This window comes from Curtobacterium sp. PhB142, from assembly GCF_004341255.1.
GTDB lineage: Bacteria > Actinomycetota > Actinomycetes > Actinomycetales > Microbacteriaceae > Curtobacterium.
Genome location: NZ_SLUT01000001.1, coordinates 68,967 through 85,603 on the forward strand (window position 1 = coordinate 68,967; position 16,637 = coordinate 85,603).

At 71.6% G+C, this 16,637-nt stretch carries 16 protein-coding genes and 1 pseudogene; 7 read left to right on the forward strand and 10 right to left on the reverse strand.

The window, feature by feature from the left end:
• Positions 1-75: 75 nt before the first annotated feature.
• The 6 genes from EDF31_RS00350 to EDF31_RS00375 form a co-directional block, all read right to left on the reverse strand.
• Positions 76-810: a GntR family transcriptional regulator gene (locus tag EDF31_RS00350; protein WP_123293453.1), complete on the reverse strand. Its 735-nt coding sequence runs from the start codon at positions 808-810 to the stop codon at positions 76-78.
• Between the two features lie 129 nt (positions 811-939).
• Positions 940-1,521 (reverse strand): GNAT family N-acetyltransferase, encoded by a 582-nt coding sequence (locus EDF31_RS00355; protein WP_123293452.1) that lies wholly within the window; start codon positions 1,519-1,521, stop codon positions 940-942.
• 159 nt (positions 1,522-1,680) lie between these two features.
• Positions 1,681-3,273, reverse strand: coding sequence for a dihydrolipoamide acetyltransferase family protein (locus EDF31_RS00360; protein WP_131844774.1), 1,593 nt, complete (start codon positions 3,271-3,273; stop codon positions 1,681-1,683).
• A gap of 46 nt (positions 3,274-3,319) precedes the next feature.
• Positions 3,320-4,279 (reverse strand): alpha-ketoacid dehydrogenase subunit beta, encoded by a 960-nt coding sequence (locus EDF31_RS00365; RefSeq protein WP_131845166.1) that lies wholly within the window; start codon positions 4,277-4,279, stop codon positions 3,320-3,322.
• Positions 4,280-4,365: 86 nt separating this feature from the next.
• Positions 4,366-5,502, reverse strand: coding sequence for a thiamine pyrophosphate-dependent dehydrogenase E1 component subunit alpha (locus tag EDF31_RS00370; RefSeq protein ID WP_111087051.1), 1,137 nt, complete (start codon positions 5,500-5,502; stop codon positions 4,366-4,368).
• Positions 5,503-5,525: 23 nt separating this feature from the next.
• On the reverse strand, positions 5,526-6,605 hold the full coding sequence (locus EDF31_RS00375) for a histidinol-phosphate transaminase (RefSeq protein ID WP_131844775.1): 1,080 nt from the start codon (positions 6,603-6,605) through the stop codon (positions 5,526-5,528).
• Positions 6,606-6,655: 50 nt separating this feature from the next.
• On the opposite strand from EDF31_RS00375, the gene EDF31_RS00380 reads away from it, so the two are divergent.
• The 5 genes from EDF31_RS00380 (at position 6,656) to EDF31_RS00400 (ending at position 11,213) form a co-directional block, all read left to right on the forward strand.
• A complete protein-coding gene (locus EDF31_RS00380; protein WP_131844776.1) occupies positions 6,656-7,054 on the forward strand; it encodes a phage holin family protein in 399 nt (132 codons plus the stop codon).
• A 47-nt stretch (positions 7,055-7,101) separates the two neighbouring features.
• Positions 7,102-7,614 (forward strand): low molecular weight protein-tyrosine-phosphatase, encoded by a 513-nt coding sequence (locus EDF31_RS00385; protein WP_123293449.1) that lies wholly within the window; start codon positions 7,102-7,104, stop codon positions 7,612-7,614.
• A complete protein-coding gene (purB, locus tag EDF31_RS00390) occupies positions 7,611-8,996 on the forward strand; it encodes an adenylosuccinate lyase (protein WP_123672158.1) in 1,386 nt (461 codons plus the stop codon). The genes EDF31_RS00385 and purB overlap by 4 nt, the downstream gene beginning before the upstream one ends.
• 136 nt (positions 8,997-9,132) lie before the next feature.
• Complete coding sequence (locus EDF31_RS19790; RefSeq protein ID WP_165901276.1) at positions 9,133-10,401, forward strand: hypothetical protein; 1,269 nt, start codon at positions 9,133-9,135, stop codon at positions 10,399-10,401.
• Positions 10,402-10,403: 2 nt separating this feature from the next.
• Positions 10,404-11,213, forward strand: a complete 810-nt coding sequence (locus EDF31_RS00400; protein WP_243649778.1) for a L,D-transpeptidase family protein — start codon at positions 10,404-10,406, stop codon at positions 11,211-11,213.
• A gap of 85 nt (positions 11,214-11,298) precedes the next feature.
• Here the strand turns inward: EDF31_RS00400 and EDF31_RS00405 are convergent, their stop codons facing one another.
• Positions 11,299-12,213: a LysR family transcriptional regulator gene (locus EDF31_RS00405; RefSeq protein ID WP_131844777.1), complete on the reverse strand. Its 915-nt coding sequence runs from the start codon at positions 12,211-12,213 to the stop codon at positions 11,299-11,301.
• Between the two features lie 71 nt (positions 12,214-12,284).
• Between EDF31_RS00405 and EDF31_RS00410 the strand changes: the two genes are divergently transcribed.
• Positions 12,285-13,232 carry an EamA family transporter gene (locus EDF31_RS00410; RefSeq protein ID WP_131844778.1) on the forward strand — a complete coding sequence of 316 codons (948 nt, stop codon included), beginning with the start codon at positions 12,285-12,287 and terminating at the stop codon, positions 13,230-13,232.
• Here the strand turns inward: EDF31_RS00410 and EDF31_RS00415 are convergent.
• Both EDF31_RS00415 and EDF31_RS00420 read right to left on the reverse strand, forming a co-directional pair.
• Positions 13,201-14,178: pseudogene (locus tag EDF31_RS00415) on the reverse strand (DUF1731 domain-containing protein). The gene EDF31_RS00410 and the pseudogene EDF31_RS00415 sit on opposite strands and share 32 nt — an antisense overlap.
• Position 14,179: 1 nt before the next feature.
• Positions 14,180-14,845 carry a DUF4166 domain-containing protein gene (locus tag EDF31_RS00420; RefSeq protein WP_131844779.1) on the reverse strand — a complete coding sequence of 222 codons (666 nt, stop codon included), beginning with the start codon at positions 14,843-14,845 and terminating at the stop codon, positions 14,180-14,182.
• A 47-nt stretch (positions 14,846-14,892) separates the two neighbouring features.
• Between EDF31_RS00420 and EDF31_RS00425 the strand changes: the two genes are divergently transcribed.
• The gene (locus EDF31_RS00425; protein ID WP_111086907.1) at positions 14,893-15,813 is read left to right on the forward strand and encodes a cation diffusion facilitator family transporter; all 921 of its coding nucleotides are present in this window, start codon (positions 14,893-14,895) and stop codon (positions 15,811-15,813) included.
• Positions 15,814-15,986: 173 nt separating this feature from the next.
• On the opposite strand, the gene EDF31_RS00430 is transcribed toward EDF31_RS00425, so the two are convergent.
• Complete coding sequence (locus EDF31_RS00430; protein WP_131844780.1) at positions 15,987-16,592, reverse strand: hypothetical protein; 606 nt, start codon at positions 16,590-16,592, stop codon at positions 15,987-15,989.
• Positions 16,593-16,637 lie beyond the last annotated feature (45 nt).

Genomic DNA, 16,637 nt, shown 5'->3' on the forward strand with positions numbered 1-16,637 from the left:
CCGGTCCTTCCCGCCGAAGCGACTGTGTACCGCGAACTGCTCGCGGCACACAGTCGCTTTCGCGTTCGTGCCGGACTACGCGACCGCCGGGGTCGCGGTGACCTCCATCTGCACGCGGTAGCGGTCCGAGCGGTACCAGCTGCGGGTGTGCTCCACGGGGCGCTCCCCCGCGTACGACACCCGGTCGAACTCGAGCACCGGAGCACCGGTCTTCGTGCCGAGCAGGGTCGCGACGTCGTCGGCGGCCGGGTTCGCGGCCACCGTCTGCTGTGCCCGGTCGATCGGGGTGCCGTACTCGTTCGCGATGATCGAGTACACCGACCCGGACAGGTCGTGGTCGAGCAGGCCCGGGAACGCATCGGCCACGAGCCAGGCGTCGTCGATCGACACCGGAGCGCCGTCCGCCATCCGGAGTCGCTTCACGTGGAAGGCCGACACCTCGGCGTCGAGCCGCAGCGCCGCCACGGTGTCACTCGGCGGCACACGTTCCTCGCGCACCAGCACAACCGTGGTCGGGACGTGGCCCATCGCGCGCATCTCCTCGGTGAACGACGCGAGGTGCAGCGTCGACTGCACGGGGCGGTGCGCCACGAACGTGCCCTTGCCGCGCACGCGCTCGAGGTAGCCCTCGTTGACGAGCTGCCCGAGTGCCTCGCGCACAGTGATCCGTGAGACGCCGTACTCGGCGATGAGCTGGCGTTCGGACGGGATCGCGGCGCCGGGGGCCAGACGGGCGGTAGCGAGGTCGAGCAGGATGCGCCGCAGCTGCTGGTGCTTCGGTTCGGCACCCTCGGTGATGCGGCTCGTCATGCGTCCCTCGTGCTCCGTTGCTGGTCCTGGGTGGTGGTCATGCGCGGACATGACCAGTTCCCATCACAGTAGCGAGTCGACCTCGGAACGCCAACGTGCGTGACGTTCCGCGTGGACCGGCGGGAGGGTTCAGGCGTTGCGGACGAGCCAGGCGAACTGTTCGTCGGAGAGCAGCCGGTCGGTCCAGACCTGCCCCTCGACCCCCGCGGCGGACGACGTCTGCACCCCGGGAGCCCCCTGCCACACGAGTGACAGCCCGGCACGACGGAGCACCGCGGCGGACGCGGGGTTGTTCGTGAGCACGCGACCCGTCACGGGGACGTCCGGCGCGGTCTCGCCGGCGGCTCGCACGGCAGCGAGGGCGATCTCGGACGCGAAGCCCTGCCCCCAGGCCGCGGGAGCCAACCGGTACCCGAGGTTCCAGACCCCACCGGCGGTCATGTCGACCCCGCCGACCCCGACGAACGCGTGGTCTGCAGCCGTGCGGACGGCCCACGAACCGAGTCCGTGTCGGGCCCGACCACCGATCTTCCGCTGCACCAGGTCCACGCTCGAGCTCCGGGCGACGTGCCGTCCGCTCGGCAGGTGCTGCCAGGTGCGGGCGTCGGCGAACACCGCGTGCACGTCGTCGATGTCGGCCGGCGTGAGCGGGGTGAGCAGGAGGCGATCCGTTCGGATCTCCTGCGAGGGGGTCAGGAGCTGGTGGACCATGCCCCGATCATCCCCCGCACCACCGACATCCGTGTGAACACCACGCGACGATTGCGGAAGGCCGCAGATGGTGAGCAGGAATGGTCGAGTGGCTCGAAGCCACCCGACCATTTCTGCTCACGAAGCGGAACGACCGACGCGCCGGCCCCTGAACGCCACTCAGTCGAGCAGGAGCGCCGGCTCCTCGAGCACCGAGGCCACGTCGTGCACGAACCGCGACGCCACGTCGCCGTCGACGACGCGGTGGTCGAACGAGGCGCCGATGGTCGTCACCATGCGCGAGCGGACCTCGCCGTCGACGACCCACGGCTTCGGCTTGATCGTGCCCATGGCGACGATGGCGACCTCGCCCGGGTTGAGGATCGGGGTGCCGGTGTCCATGCCGAACACGCCGATGTTCGTGATCGAGACCGTGCCGTTCGCCATCTGCTTCGGCGTCGTCTTGCCGTCACGGGCGGTGAGGGTGAGTTCCTCGAGCGCCTGCGCCAGCTCGAGCAGCGACATGTCCTGCGCGTCCTTGATGTTCGGCACGATGAGCCCGCGCGGGGTCGCTGCGGCGATGCCGAGGTTCACGAAGTGGTGGACGATGATCTCGCGATCGGTCCAGGTCGAGTTCACCGAACGGTTGCGGCGGACGGCCCAGATGACGGCCTTCGCCACGATGAGCAGCGGCGAGACCTTGACGCCGGCGAACGTCGGCGAGGCCTTGAGCCGCTTGACGAACTCCATCGTGTGGGTCGCGTCGACGTCGACGAACAGCGACACGTGCGGTGCGGTGAACGCCGAGGTGGTCATCGCGGTCGCGATGGCCTTGCGGACGCCCTTGACCGGGATCGTCTCGCTGCGCACCTCGCCCCACTCGGGCGTCTCGATGTTGCGGAAGACGCTGGCCTGCTTCGCGTGCCGGATGACGTCGTCGCGGGTGACCTCGCCGGCGAACCCGGTCGCGACGATCTCGGTCAGCTCGACACCGAGGTCCTTCGCGAGCTTCCGGATCGGCGGCTTCGCGAGCACGTTGGTCGCGAGGGTCTGCTTGCGCGCGGGCGCGGAGGCCAGACCGGCGATCGCCTCGGCGGTGGTGTCCTCACCGGGATCGCTGGCCGCTTCGGCCGCTGCTTGCGCATCCACACTGGAGGCACGGCTCACCTCGGCCGCGAGGGCTGCGGCCCGGCGGGCGCCCGGCTTGCGACGGGACGGCGACGAGGTCGCCGAGCCGTAGCCGACGAGGACGGCGCCGGAGGACTCGTCCGTCCCGACGACGGAAGCGCCGTCGGCGACGGGCTGCACCGGCGCTGCCGCGGGGGCGGCAGCGACGACGGGAGCAGGTGCAGCAGCGGGTGCCGGGGCCGCCGCGGGGGTGGGCTGGGTCTGCGCGACCGGAGCCACCGGGGCGGGCGCTGCCGGCGGGGTCGGGGCGACCACGGGCGAGGTCGGGACGCTGTCGGCGACCGGTGCCGGGCCTCCCGACTGGGCGGCCGGAGCCGTGACCGGCGCGCCGGACGCGACCGACGCATCGGACTCGACACGGATGATCGGCTTGCCGACCTCGACCGTGTCGCCCTCGGAGACGAGCAGCCCGGTGACGGTGCCGGCGAACGGCGACGGCAGCTCGACGAGCGACTTCGCGGTCTCGATCTCGACCAGGACCTGGTCGACGGTGATCTCGTCCCCGATCGCGACGCGCCACTGCACGATCTCGGCCTCGGTGAGGCCTTCGCCCACGTCGGGCAGGGGGAATTCGGCGACGGCCACTTACGGCTCCTTCGGCGTTCGGACGAGTTGGGTCAGTCGAGCTGGATCAGTACGCGAGGGCGCGGTCGACGGCCTCGAGGACGCGGTCGGCGTCCGGCAGGTGCAGGTGCTCCAGCTTCGAGACCGGGAACGGGATGTCGAACCCGGACACCCGCAGCGGCGGCGCCTGCATCGTGTAGAACGCCTTCTCGGCGACGGTGGCGGCGATCTCGCTGCCGACACTGACGAAGCCGGAGGCCTCTTGCGCGATGACGAGGCGACCGGTCTTGCGGACCGAGGTGAGGATCGGGTCCCAGTCGATGGGCGAGATCGAGCGGAGGTCGATGACCTCGCAGCTCGTCCCCTCGGACTCGGCGAGCTCGGCGGCCTGCATGAGGGTCGCGACCATCGCACCGTGGCCGACGAGGGTGACCTCGGTGCCGGTGCGTGCCACACGCGTGGTGTGCATCGGGACGTGCCCGTCGACGAGGTCGACCTGGCCCTTGGGCCAGTAGCGCGACTTCGGCTCGAGGAAGATCACCGGGTCCTTCGAGGCGATTGCCTCTTGGATCATCCAGTAGGCGTCGTTCGGGGTGCTCGGGCTGACCACGCGCAGACCGGGGGTGTGCGCGAAGTACGCCTCGGGCGACTCCTGGTGGTGCTCCACGGCGCCGATGTGGCCGCCGTAGGGGATGCGGATGACGACGGGCAGCGACATGTGCGCCGGCAGCCGGTTCGCCATCTTCGCGAGCTGCGAGGTGATCTGGTCGAAGCCGGGCCACACGAAGCCGTCGAACTGGATCTCGACGACCGGGCGGTAGCCGCGCAGGGCGAGGCCGATCGCGGTGCCGATGATGCCGGCCTCGGCGAGCGGGGTGTCCCGCACGCGCTCGGGGCCGAAGCGGTCCTGCAGGCCCTCGGTGATGCGGAAGACACCGCCGAGCTGGCCGATGTCCTCGCCCATCAGCAGGACCTTGTCGTCCGCCTGCATCGCCGCGGCGAGCCCGGCGTTGAGGGCCTTCGCCATCGGCAGGGTCGGGGTGGGGTCGCTCGGGACCTCGCCGGCGCCCGGGTGGGAGCGCAGCGTGTAGTCGAAGAGCTGCTCGGTGGTGCTCATGCGTGGGCGCCCCCTTCGAAGCCGGCCTCGTACTGTTCGAGCCAGGCCTTCTGCTCGGCGACCAGCGGGTGCGGCTCGCGGTAGACGTTGTCGAACATGACGTCGACGGACGGCGGGGTCAGCGCCACGGTGCGGCGGCGGACGTCGGCGGCGATGTCCTCGCCCTCTTCGTCGAACGCGGCGAACTGCTCGTCCGTCGCGCCCTTCGAGCGCAGGTACGCCTCGGAGCGGACGATCGGGTCGCGGCGGACCCAGTCCTCGAGTTCGCCGTCGGCACGGTACCGGCTCGGGTCGTCCGAGCTGGTGTGCGCACCGATGCGGTAGGTGTCGGCCTCGATGAAGGCCGGACCCTGGCCGCTGCGGGCGTGGTCGGTGGCGACGACCGAGGCCGTGTACGAGGCGAGGATGTCGTTGCCGTCGATCAGCACGCTCGGGATCCCGAAGCCGCGGGGACGGTCGACGAGCGGCGTCGGCGACTGCACCGACACCGGCACCGAGATCGCCCAGTGGTTGTTCTGCAGGAAGAAGACGACGGGGGCCTTGGTCGACGCCGAGAACACGTACGCCTCGTTCACGTCGCCCTGGCTCGTCGCGCCGTCGCCGAAGTAGACGATGGAGCAGGCGTCACGGTCGGGGTCGCCCGTGCCGACGTCGCCGTCGAGCTTCTGGCCGAGCGCGTAGCCCGTGGCGTGCAGGGTCTGCGAGCCGATCACCAGGGTGGAGATGTGCGTGTTGCCGCGCTGGTCCGGGTCCCATCCACCGTGGGTCTGCCCGCGGTACATCGCGATGATCTCCATCGGCTCGACACCTCGCTGCATCGTGACGGCGTGCTCGCGGTACGAGGGGAAGACGTGGTCCTGGGCGCGCAGGGCGAAGGCGGAACCGGTCTGCGCGGCTTCCTGCCCGTGACTCGGCACCCAGAGGCCCAGCTGGCCGGTGCGCTGCAGGTTGTGGCCGGCGTGGTCGAACCGTCGGGTGAGGACCATGCGGCGGTGCATCGCCAGCAGGGTCTCGTCGGGGATCGCCCGCGCGGCGGCGGCGAACTCGGCGTTCTCGTCGGACTCCACGAACCGACCCTCGGGGTCGAGGAGCCGGACGGTGGTCGTCGCGGGAGCCGCGGCGCGGAATGACATGCGGGCCAGCGTAGCGGCAGGCATCAGTCGGCCACCTGGAGGTCCCCCACAAGCGAGCGGGCCGTTTCGAGGAGCGTTTCCACAGCCTCGTGCTCGCCGATCGAGATGCGGATGCCCTCCGGCGGGAAGGCCCGCACGATGATGCAGGCCTCCTCGAAGGCGGCAGCCGCGGCGACCGTGCGGTCCCCCGTCGGCAGCCAGACGAAGTTGCCCTGGGCGTCCGGCACGGCCCACCCCTGCTCGCGGAGCTCGGTGACGATGCGGTCGCGCAGCGCGGCGATCTCGGAGACCCGCTCGAGCAGTTCGCCCTCGCGTTCCAGGCTGGCCAGTGCGGCCGCCTGCCCCTGGGCCGTGACGGAGAGGGGGATCGCGCACGCGCGGACCGCCTCGAGCACGTACACCGGGCCGAGGGCGTAGCCGACGCGCAGCCCGGCGAGACCGTACGCCTTCGAGAAGGTCCGGAGGACGACCAGGTTCGGGTAGCGGGCCAGCAACGGGTGCCCGTGCACGGCGGCCTCGTCGGTGGCGAACTCGGCGTATGCCTCGTCGAGCACGACCAGCACGGACTGCGGCACCGCGGCCATGAAGGACGCGAACTCGGACTCGGTCACGATCGGGCCGGTCGGGTTGTTCGGCGTGCACACGATCACCATGCGGGTGCGGTCGGTGACGGCGGCGGCCATCGCGTCGAGGTCGTGGCCGCCGTCCGGCCGGTTCGGCACCTGCACGCTCGTGGCACCGGCGACGGTGACGACACCGGGGTAGGCCTCGAACGACCGCCAGGCGTAGACGATCTCGTCGCCCGGGCCGGAGGTCGCGCGGGCGAGCTCGTGCAGGATCGCGACGCTGCCGGGGGCGACGTGCACCTCGTCGGCGGTCAGCCCGAAGCGGTTCGCGAGCGCGGCACGGACGGCCAGGGCGGTGGCGTCCGGGTAGCGGTTGAACGCGGTCTGCGCCTGCACGGCCTGGACCACCCCGGGGAGCGGGGGGAACGGGTTCTCGTTGCTCGACAGCTTGAAGGCGTCGTCGGCGGCCTGGCGTCCCTGCTTGTAGGCGGGGAGGACGGCGATCTCGGGCCGGATGTGCACACGCTCCTCAGTCACTGGTTCAGGTTACCGGCACGTGCGCGGGTGTCGGAGGGCATCATGGGTGCATGCGATTCCTCGTCCGCCTCGTCGTCAACGCCGTGGCCCTCTGGCTCACCACGCTCATCGTCAGCGGCGTCTCCGTCACCGCGTTCGGCGACGGCGGGACCACGGCGACCGTGCTCACCTACCTGCTCGTGGCCTTCGTGTTCGGGCTCGTCAACGCCGTGATCGGCACGCTGATCCGGATCGTGGCGTTCCCGATCTACATCCTGACCCTCGGGCTGATCTCCTTCATCGTGAACGCGGTCCTGCTGCTCATCGTCGCGGGCATATCGGACGCGTTCGGCTTCGGGCTCCAGGTCGAGTCGTTCGGCTGGGGCATCGTCGGCGCCTTCGTGCTCGCCGTCTTCGCCTGGCTGATCGGGCTGTTCGTCCGTCCGGTGCTGAACCGCCAGCGGGCGTGACGCGGACGGACCTCGCGGAGGACACCTCCCTGCGTCATGATGTGACCATGGCCCCGGACGTCGACGCCCCGTTCCGCGTCTCGTTCGTCTGCAGTGGCAACATCTGCCGGTCCCCGATGGCCGGCGTCGTCTTCGCGCAGATCGCCGCGGACGCCGGGCTCGCCGAGCGCTTCCACGTCGAGTCGGCCGGCACCGGTGACTGGCACGTCGGCGAACCGGCCGACGAGCGCACGATCGCAGCCCTCGCGGCACGCGGATACGATGGCAGCAGGCATCGCGCCCGTCAGTTCGACCCGGACCGGTTCCCGGACCTCGATCTGGTGGTCGCACTCGACCGCTCCCACGAACGCGTCCTGCGATCGTGGGCACCGACCATGGACGACTCCGCCAAGGTGACGCTCCTGCTGCGGTACGACGACGCCTGGCCCCAGCAGACCGACGTGCCGGACCCGTACTACGCGGACCGGCACGAGTTCGACCGAGTGCTCTCGACCGTCGAACGGGCCTGCCGGGCGCTCTTCCACCAGCTCGAGCCGGCCGTCCGTCAGGGAGCCCCATGACCCCCCTTCCCCCGCAGCCGATCAGCCCGCTCGACGGTCGCTACTACCCGATCGTGCACACGGTGGGCGAGCACCTCTCCGAGGCCGGGCTCAACCGTGCGCGCATCGTGGTCGAGGTTGAGTGGCTGGTCTTCCTGACCGACCACGCGATGTTCACCACCTCGCCGCTCAGCGTCGACGACAAGGCCGCACTCCGGCGCATCGTGGAGACCTTCGGCCACGACCAGATCGCCGAACTCGCCGAGATCGAGGCGACGACCCGCCACGACGTCAAGGCCGTCGAGTACTTCGTCCGCCGCCGGCTCTCGGAGCTCGGGCTGGACGCCATCGCCGAGCTGACCCACTTCGCCGCCACGAGCGAGGACGTCAACAACCTGTCGTACGCCCTGACCGTGCGCGACACCGTCGACCAGGTCTGGCTGCCGGCGTACCGTGCCGTGCTCGAGAAGCTGCGGACCCTCGCGGTCGAGCTGCGCGCCGTCCCGATGCTCTCCCACACGCACGGGCAGCCCGCGACCCCGTCGACGCTCGGCAAGGAGCTCGCGGTCGTCGTCTACCGGCTCGAGCGCGTCCTGGCCCAGATCGAGGGCGGCGAGTACCTCGGCAAGTTCTCCGGCGCGACCGGCACCTTCTCGGCCCACCTCGCCGCCGACCCCGAGGCCGACTGGCCGACGCTGTCGCGCGAGTTCGTCGAGGGCCTCGGGCTGACCTGGAACCCGCTCACCACGCAGATCGAGTCGCACGACTGGCAGGCCGAGCTGTACGACCGGATCCGGCACGCCAACCGCATCCTGCACAACCTGGCGACCGACGTGTGGACCTACATCTCGATGGGGTACTTCACGCAGATCCCGGTCGCCGGTGCCACCGGGTCGTCGACGATGCCGCACAAGATCAACCCGATCAAGTTCGAGAACGCCGAGGCGAACCTCGAGATCTCGTCGGCGCTGTTCTCCACCCTGTCCGAGACCCTGGTGACGAGCCGCCTGCAGCGCGACCTGACCGACTCCACCACGCAGCGGAACATCGGCGTCGCGTTCGGGCACTCGCTGCTCGCGCTCGACAACCTGCGCCGCGGCCTGGGCGAGATCTCGGTGAACGAGGCCAAGCTCGCCGACGACCTCGACCACAACTGGGAGGTCCTCGCCGAGGCGATCCAGACGGTCATCCGTGCCGAGGTCACCGCCGGGCAGTCGAACATCGAGGACCCCTACGCGATGCTCAAGGACCTCACGCGCGGCAAGCGGGTGACCCAGCAGGACCTCATCGTGTTCGTGAACGGCCTGGACATCTCGGACGGCGCGAAGGCCCGGCTGACGAACCTGACGCCGGCGACGTACACGGGCCTGGCGGACGAGCTGGTCGACCACCTCGACGTCTGACGCTGTTCACCTGCACGATGCGAACACTGTGCCGCAAAAGGGGTGCGGATTCCTCATGAAGTCGGTAGGTTCGTGGTGCTGAGCATCGTCTCAGCACCGGGGGCGTCACAGAGGACGATCCCTGCCCTCTGACCGGATGGATCTCCACACCGTGCTTCGTTCCCGCATCACCGCGGCCGCCGTCGGCGCCACCGTGCTCGGCGTCACCGCTGCGCTCGTCCCCACCGTCTCCACCGCCAACGTGTCCGACGATGCCGCTTCGGCCGTCGTCACCTGGACCGACTCGTCCGCCGACTTCACGGCGGCGCCCGAGGGCGAGTTCCCGCTGACCGACCAGTGGTACTGGGCGGCACTGTCCGACCCGACCGCGGGCGGGAAGATCACCGACTTCGCCACGCTGGACGAGGACGGCATCTCCGTCTCCGAGGGCGAGGCCGTCGGCTTGGTCCGCGGGCTCAACACGCCGGTCGCCCCGAGCAGCCTCGGCGCGCTCGTCGCCGGTGCCGGCGCCGAGACCACCGGTGCGACCACGTTCGGCCTCGCCATCCAGGAGGGCGGCGACACCAGTGCGCAGACCGTCGTCTTCGCGGCGGGCGACGGCGACGCCGGCCTCAGCGGTACCTCGACCAAGTGGATCGACCCGAGCACCGGCACCACCGAGTCGACCGCCGACCTCGCTGCGGACCTGAAGGCAGCGGACGCCGAGGTCGTCGGCTACGTCGTCTACGTCGGCATCGACATCACCGCCGAGGTCCCCGCACCGCCCGCGACCGACGAGCCGACCGAGACGCCGGCCCCGACCGAGACGCCCGCTCCGACTGAGACGCCGGCCCCGACCGAGACGCCCGTCCCGACGGACGAGCCCACGGTCGAGCCGACGGACGAGCCGACCACGGCCCCGACCACCCCGGTCGAGGAAGCCCCCGGCGCCGAGCTGAAGAGCCTCTCCTCGCCGCTCGAGTCCGACGCCCAGGCCCTCGCCGCCGACGCCAGCGGTTCGATCTCGGCCCTGCGCATCGACGACACCACGACGTACTTCACCCCGCAGCCCACCGCGGCAGCACGTCTGCTCACCACCTCCGCCACCCTGACCGAGGCCACCACGACCGGTGTCCGCGTGCAGGGCTCGGGCTTCGCCCCGAACGAGGTCGTCACCGCTGCCGTCGGCGACGCAGCCGACGCCGTCGCGATCCCCGGCGTCCAGTTCCGCGCCGACGCTGACGGCGACGTCTCCGGGACCATCGTCCTGCCCGCCGACCTCGTCGACTCGGCCGGCACCTACGTGCTCGGTCTCGTCGGCCTGTCGTCGGGGCAGACGGCCGCGACGACGCTCACCGTGACGGCTGACGCCGCCACGGCGCCGGTCGCCGTGCCGGTGCCCGGAACGGCGACCTTCACGGGCTGATCTTGCCGATCCTCCCGACCGAGCCACGGCGGCGCGCGACACTGATCGCCGCCGCCGTGGCCGTCGTCTGCGCCGGGGCGGTGGCGTTCGTCGCCCTCGGCCCCCTGTCGGCGGCCCCCGCGCCGACCCCGACACGGTCCGTCGCCGCGAGCGCGACGCCGACCCCCACGGCGACACCGGGCCCGACGCGCTCCGCGGGCCCCACCGATGCGGTCGACGCGCCCGCGAGTACCACCGTCGCCGCAGTCCGCGGTGACAGCGTGCCGGTCAGCAGTACGCCCGGTGGCACGGCCACGACCACCCTGTCGAACCCGCAGTCGTCCGGAGCACCACTCGTCTTCCGGGTCGTCGACCAGCAGGACGGCTGGGCGCAGGTACAGCTCGCACAGCGTCCGAACGGCAGCACCGGGTGGGTCCCGACGAGCGCGGTCACCCTCACCGAGGACCCGTACGCGATCGTGGTCACCCGCGAGGAGAACACGCTCGACCTGTACAAGGACGGCAAGGTCGTCGACAGCTACCCCGTCGCGACCGGCACCGGCGGCACCCCGTCACCGACCGGCCGCTTCGCCCTGACCGAGCTGCTCGCCCCGACGAACAGCGGCTACGGCCCGTACGCGTACGGCACGACGGCGTTCTCGGACGTGCTCAACTCGTTCGGCGGCGGCCCGGGCCAGATCGGCCTGCACGGCACCGACGACAGCTCGAGCATCGGGACCGCTGCCTCGCACGGCTGCATCCGCATGCACAACGCCGACATCAGCGCCCTGGCCGAGCTCCTGCCGCTCGGCACCCCGTTCCAGGTTCGCTGACGTTCCCACGCGCACGAAGCAGGTCTGCCGTGGCGCACACCCGGACTGGAGGCGCGGCGTGCGCCCGGCAGTGGGCGCGACCGTCTCAGGTGGTGACGTCCAGGGCCTCGGCGACCAGCGCCTCCAGGACGGTGCGCACCACGGGGCGGACCGCACGGTCGGGGCGGACCAGCGCCTCGATCCGGCGCCCCGCACGCACGTCGGCCAGCTCGGCCAGGTGGAACCGGCCGGACGCCCGGGTGCCCGAGGTGTACCGGGGCACGAGCGCGACGCCGTGCCCCGCCGCGACCAGGTTCTCGATGACGGGCAGGTGGATCGTCCGGAAGGCGACGCTCGGCGGGGCGTCCGACGCCGCCGCCATCGCCTGCAGGACCCGGTCGATCGGGTAGCCCTCGGGCACGCCGATCCAGGTCTCGCCGACGACCTCGTCGATCCCGACCCGCTCACGACCGGCGAGCCGGTGTCCCGGTGGCACCGCGACGTCGAGCGGTTCGCGCAGGAGCGGCACGGTCTCCACCGATCCCTGGTCCGCCGGTCGCACCCCGTCGGACCGGTGCCCGACGGCGATGTCGTGGTCGGCGGCGAGCGGCGCGAACTCCCCCTCGCTGACGTCCACGTCGACGAGGGCGAGCTCGATGCCGGGGTGCGCCCGCATCCGGGTGAGGACTCCGGGCAGCAGCAGTTCGGCCGCCGACGGGAAGATCGCGAGGTTGACGCGGCCCGTCGCGCCGCCCAGGTGCTCCTGCCACGCGGCGTCGACCCGGGCCATCGCCGTGGCGACGCCGGCGGACAGGCCGGCCAGCACCTCGCCGTGGGCGGTGAGCCGGACGCCGCGTCCGATGCGCTCGACGAGCGGGACGCCCACCTGCCGCTGCAGCGTCTGCAGTTGCTGCGACACCGCGCTGGGCGTGCGGTGGGTGGCCTCGGCGACGGCGGTGACGCTGCCGCGCTCGGCGAGTTCGCGGAGGACGGCGAGCAGCTGCACGTCGAAGTCGACCATGCAGGGAGGCTACAACGTCGGTTGCGAACAATTCGCTGGTCCTACACCTTCGGAGCCACCACGATCAGAGCATGACCACCCGTGACCGCCTCCTCGCTCTGGTCGTCGCCGTCGTCTGGGGCCTGAACTTCCCCGCGACCGCGCTCGCCCTCGAGCACTTCCCGCCGTTCCTGCTCGCGGCCCTGCGGTTCACGATCCTGGCGGTCCCCACGCTGCTGTTCGTGCCGCGGCCGAAGATCCCGTTCGGGCGGCTGCTGCTCGTCGGGTTCGGGCTCGGGGTGCTGCAGTTCTCGTTCCTGTACCTGAGCATGGCGTCGGGGATGCCGTCCGGGCTCGCCTCGCTCGTGCTGCAGGCCTCGGCGCCGTTCACGGTGGTGCTCGCCGGGGTGTTCCTGCGCGAACGGCTCACCGGGCGACAGGTCATCGGCGTGACGATCGCGGTCGCCGCCCTCGGCCTGATCGCCCTGCACCGGTCGCAGACGGCGGCGCTGCTGCCGGTGGTGCTGGCGCTCTGCGGCGCGCTCGGGTGGGCGATCGGCAACGTGGCGACCCGACGAGCAGGGGCCGCGAACCCGCTGCACCTGACGCTCTGGTGGTCGGTCGTGCCGCCGATCCCGATGGCCGTGCTGTCGCTCGTGGTCGAGGGGCCGGACCGCATCGGCGCCGCACTCGGCACGGCCTTCACCGCCGAGGCGCTGCCGGCCGACCTCGGCCTGCTCTACATCGTGCTGGTCGCGACCCTGGTCGGCTACGGGATCTGGTCGCGGCTGATGGCGACCTACCCGTCGAGCACGGTCGCCCCGTTCTCGATGCTCGTGCCGGTCGTCGGCGTCCTCGCGTCGTGGGCGGCCTTCGGCGAGGTGCCCGACCTGGTCGAGGTGCTCGCCGGCGCCGTCGTGGTCGGGGCGGTGCTGTGGTCGTCGCGACCGGCACGGCTGTCAGACGAGCCGGTCCCGACGCCGGTCGACGGGGTCCCGGTGCCGGCGCTCAGCCCCGGTGCTGGCGACGCTCCGCGATGATCCCGGCGAGCGCACCGCGCAGGTGCGGGTACCGGAACTCGTAACCCGCCTGGGTCAAGCGCGTCGGCACCACCCACCGGCTCTTGAGCACCAGTTCGGTCTCGGTGCGGATCGCGAAGGACCCGACCTCGAGCATCCACCGCGGCGTCGGCAGTCCGAACCGGCGGCCCACTGCGTCGCGGATCGTCGCCATCACGGTCCGGTTGTCGGACGGGTTCGGGCTCGACACGTTCACCGGCCCCTCGAGCTCCGGGTGGTCGCGGACGAACCGGATCGAGCCGAGGACGTCGGCGATGTGCACCCAGCTGAACCGCTGTCGGCCGCGGGTCGGTCGGTGGTGGTGGTACGTCCCCGCCCGCAGCCGGGACCGCGTCGGCACCCAGGCGCCGTCGTACTGTGGCCCGCCGAGGCCCGTCTGCGCCAGCCGGAGGAGCGGCACGAGTGCGCTGCCGTCGCCGAACACGATCGCCATCCGGAGTGCCACCCGGCGGGTCGACGGCAGGTCCGCGCCGAAGAAGGCGTCCTCCCACGCGCGCGCCACCGAGACCGAGAAGCCCTCGCCGAGCTCGCCGGTCAGTTCGTCCTGGGGGCGGTCGTCGGCGTGCCGGTAGATCGTCGCCGTCGAGGCGTTCAGCCACAGCGGTGGCGGCTGCTCGGCGGTGCGGATGGCCTAGGCGAGCTCGAGCGTGGTGTCCACCCGCGAGCGCGTGATCTCGGCGCGGTTCCGGCGGCCGTACCGGCAGTTGACGCTCTTGCCCGCCATGTTCACGACGAGGGCCGCACCGTCGACGAGCTCGCGGATGCGCAGGGTGTTGCCCCACACCGCATCACCGGTCCGGCCCACCGTGACGACCTCGTAGCCCTCTTCGGTGAAGGCATCGCGCAGGTACTGCCCCACGAACCCGCTCGCTCCCGCGATCACGACGCGGCCCTTCTGGTCGCTCATCTCATCCCCGTCCTGTGTCCGGCGCGATCTCGTACCGGAACGCCCCCTCGTACCGGTACAGCGTGCCGAGCACCGGCGCCGAGAGCACCAGGGACACGCGCTGGAGGTCCGCTTCGTCATCGAATCGTTCCATCAGCGTCACACGTGGTGCGATGAGGGCCGGGAGGCGCACCTCGCGTCCCATCGCACGGAACGTCACGCGCGTGGAGACCAGGCGCAGGGCGCCCGCGTCCGGCCCGTGCGCGTCGACCTCCGCCCGGAGCCGGGCGCTGACGCGCCCGTGGCGACCGAGGTGGTCGACCAGGCCGTCCGGTTCGGCGGTGATGGCGTCCACCATCGTGCGGCTGCCGGAGCGGAACCGGAAGGTGCGGTGCGCGCGGACCGCGGGGTGGGCCTCCCGTCCAGCACGACCACGACGGACGTGAGCCGGCCGGTTCTCGACCGTGAAGGGGACGTCCCGTTCCCAGACCGGGAACATGACGGAATCGCGGGCGAACCAGGCGAGGAGGGGCCAGAGCCACCGGCGCGGTGTGCCGACGACGTCGAACACCCCTTCACCACGGCCGACGTGACCGGGCGGGACCGCGCCGAAGTACGCCGACAGCCGCGGGTGCAACCGGGCCAGCACGTCGGATGGTGTGGACAGCTCGTAGGGCGACCGGGTCACGTCCCGATCCTGGCATGTCGTCGGTGCCGATCCCTACGATGTGGCACATGGGTCACGACCACGGAGCAGGGCACTCGCACGGGCACGCGTCCGAGCGCGCACTGCTCATCGCGTTCTGCATCTCGGCGACGATCCTGCTGGCCGAGGTCGTCGGCGCCGTCGTCACGGGCTCCCTCGCGCTGCTGGTCGATGCCGGGCACATGGTCGTCGACACCGGTGGGCTCGGCATCGGACTCGTCGCGACGCGGCTCGCCCGCCGCAGCCCGACGACGCAGCGCACGTGGGGCTTCCAACGTGCCGAGGTGCTCGGTGCCACCGCCCAGGCGGCGATCCTGCTCGCGGTCGGCGTCTTCGTGATCATCTCCGCGATCCAACGGCTGTTCGTGCCCGCCGAGATCCACTCCGGACCGCTCCTCGTGTTCGGCATCATCGGACTCGTCGGCAACCTGGTGGCCTACGGCGTGCTGCTGCGGGCCTCGGGCGAGGGCTTCACCTCGCGCGCCGCCCGGCTCGAGGTCCTCAACGACACCCTCGGCTCGGTCGCCGTCATCGCCGCCGCGGTCGTGCTCATGCTCACCGGGTGGGAGCGTGCCGACTCGGTCGCTGCGATCCTCATCGGCCTGCTCATCCTGCCGCGGGCGATCCGGCTGTTGCGCGAGACCGCGAACGTGCTGCTCGAGTCCACGCCGCCGGGGCTCGACCTCGACGACGTGCGGGGCCACATCCTCGAGCTCGAGCACGTCATCGCCGTGCACGACCTGCACGCGACCCTGGTGGCGACGGGGGTCCCGAACCTGACCGCCCACGTGGTGGTGGACGACGAGTGCTTCTCGACGGCGCACGCTCCGCGGATCCTCGACGAGCTGCAGCAGTGCGTGGCGGAGCACTTCGACGTGCCCGTGGAGCACTCGACCTTCCAGCTGGAGCCCGCGTCGCACCGGCGGCACGAGCACGAGGTGCACGCGTAGCGGTGCTGGCGGGCGTTGTGCGTGTCGACGCGGAACGACTTCGTCGACGTCGTACGACATCGGCTTCGTCGTTCGTTGCACGCGCGCACTGTTTCCGGTGCCCGGAGACGACATCCTCGACGTCGTACGACATCGAGAGTGTCGTTCGGGGTCGGCGTTCGCCCCCGCCCGCGTCAGCAGTCGTCGGTGCGCGTCGGGTACGCCGTGATGACGCGGTCGGTGGTGGCGGAGACGATGACCTTCACGAACGGGTCCGCCTCCGGGCGCGACCCGTCGTCGAACCGCACCGGTGCCGCGTAGCAGACCTTGCCGTCGCCGGCGTCGACCGGGAACCCCGCTCGCGGTGCGACCAGCGCCGTCTGAACGGCCGTCAGCATCGCGTCGTCCCAGTCGCGGGAGCCGTGGCCCGCGACGACCCCCTGCCAGTCGGCGGTGTGCCGCTGCCGGATGTGCTCGTAGCCCTGTGCCGACGTGCCGCACTGCAGGGTGACCCGCCCGAGCGCCGCGGTGTCGTACTGGGCGACGGCCGCCTGGGTCGTGGAGTCGCACCGCGCCAGGGTGGTGTCGCCGGGCAGGTCCGGCCCGGTGCGGGTGATCGTGACGGTGCCGTCGCCGGAGGCGGTCGCAGCGTCGCTCGGCGTCCCGGAGCTCGATCCGGCGCCGATGGTCGGGTTGTCCGCGCCTTGCCTCGCCGTCAGGAACAGCCCGCCGGCGAGGAGACCGGCGGCCACCACGGCCGCGATCCCCGTGATCACGGGACGGTTGCGGTTCTGGGGCACGCGCCCAGTATGCCGGGAGTGCGACCCTCACGACGGAACCAGGTT

Excerpts from the sequence above, each read along its gene's own strand:
- EDF31_RS00385 (WP_123293449.1), top strand. The coding sequence starts at position 7,102 with ATGGCCCCGGACGTCGACGCCCCGTTCCGCGTCTCGTTCGTCTGCAGT.
- EDF31_RS00370 (WP_111087051.1), bottom strand. The coding sequence starts at position 5,502 with ATGTCATTCCGCGCCGCGGCTCCCGCGACGACCACCGTCCGGCTCCTC.
- EDF31_RS00425 (WP_111086907.1), top strand. The coding sequence starts at position 14,893 with ATGGGTCACGACCACGGAGCAGGGCACTCGCACGGGCACGCGTCCGAG.
- EDF31_RS00365 (WP_131845166.1), bottom strand. The coding sequence starts at position 4,279 with ATGGCGAAGGCCCTCAACGCCGGGCTCGCCGCGGCGATGCAGGCGGAC.
- EDF31_RS00355 (WP_123293452.1), bottom strand. The coding sequence starts at position 1,521 with ATGGTCCACCAGCTCCTGACCCCCTCGCAGGAGATCCGAACGGATCGC.
- EDF31_RS19790 (WP_165901276.1), top strand. The coding sequence starts at position 9,133 with ATGGATCTCCACACCGTGCTTCGTTCCCGCATCACCGCGGCCGCCGTC.
- EDF31_RS00405 (WP_131844777.1), bottom strand. The coding sequence starts at position 12,213 with ATGGTCGACTTCGACGTGCAGCTGCTCGCCGTCCTCCGCGAACTCGCC.
- EDF31_RS00350 (WP_123293453.1), bottom strand. The coding sequence starts at position 810 with ATGACGAGCCGCATCACCGAGGGTGCCGAACCGAAGCACCAGCAGCTG.
- EDF31_RS00410 (WP_131844778.1), top strand. The coding sequence starts at position 12,285 with ATGACCACCCGTGACCGCCTCCTCGCTCTGGTCGTCGCCGTCGTCTGG.
- purB (WP_123672158.1), top strand. The coding sequence starts at position 7,611 with ATGACCCCCCTTCCCCCGCAGCCGATCAGCCCGCTCGACGGTCGCTAC.
- EDF31_RS00380 (WP_131844776.1), top strand. The coding sequence starts at position 6,656 with ATGCGATTCCTCGTCCGCCTCGTCGTCAACGCCGTGGCCCTCTGGCTC.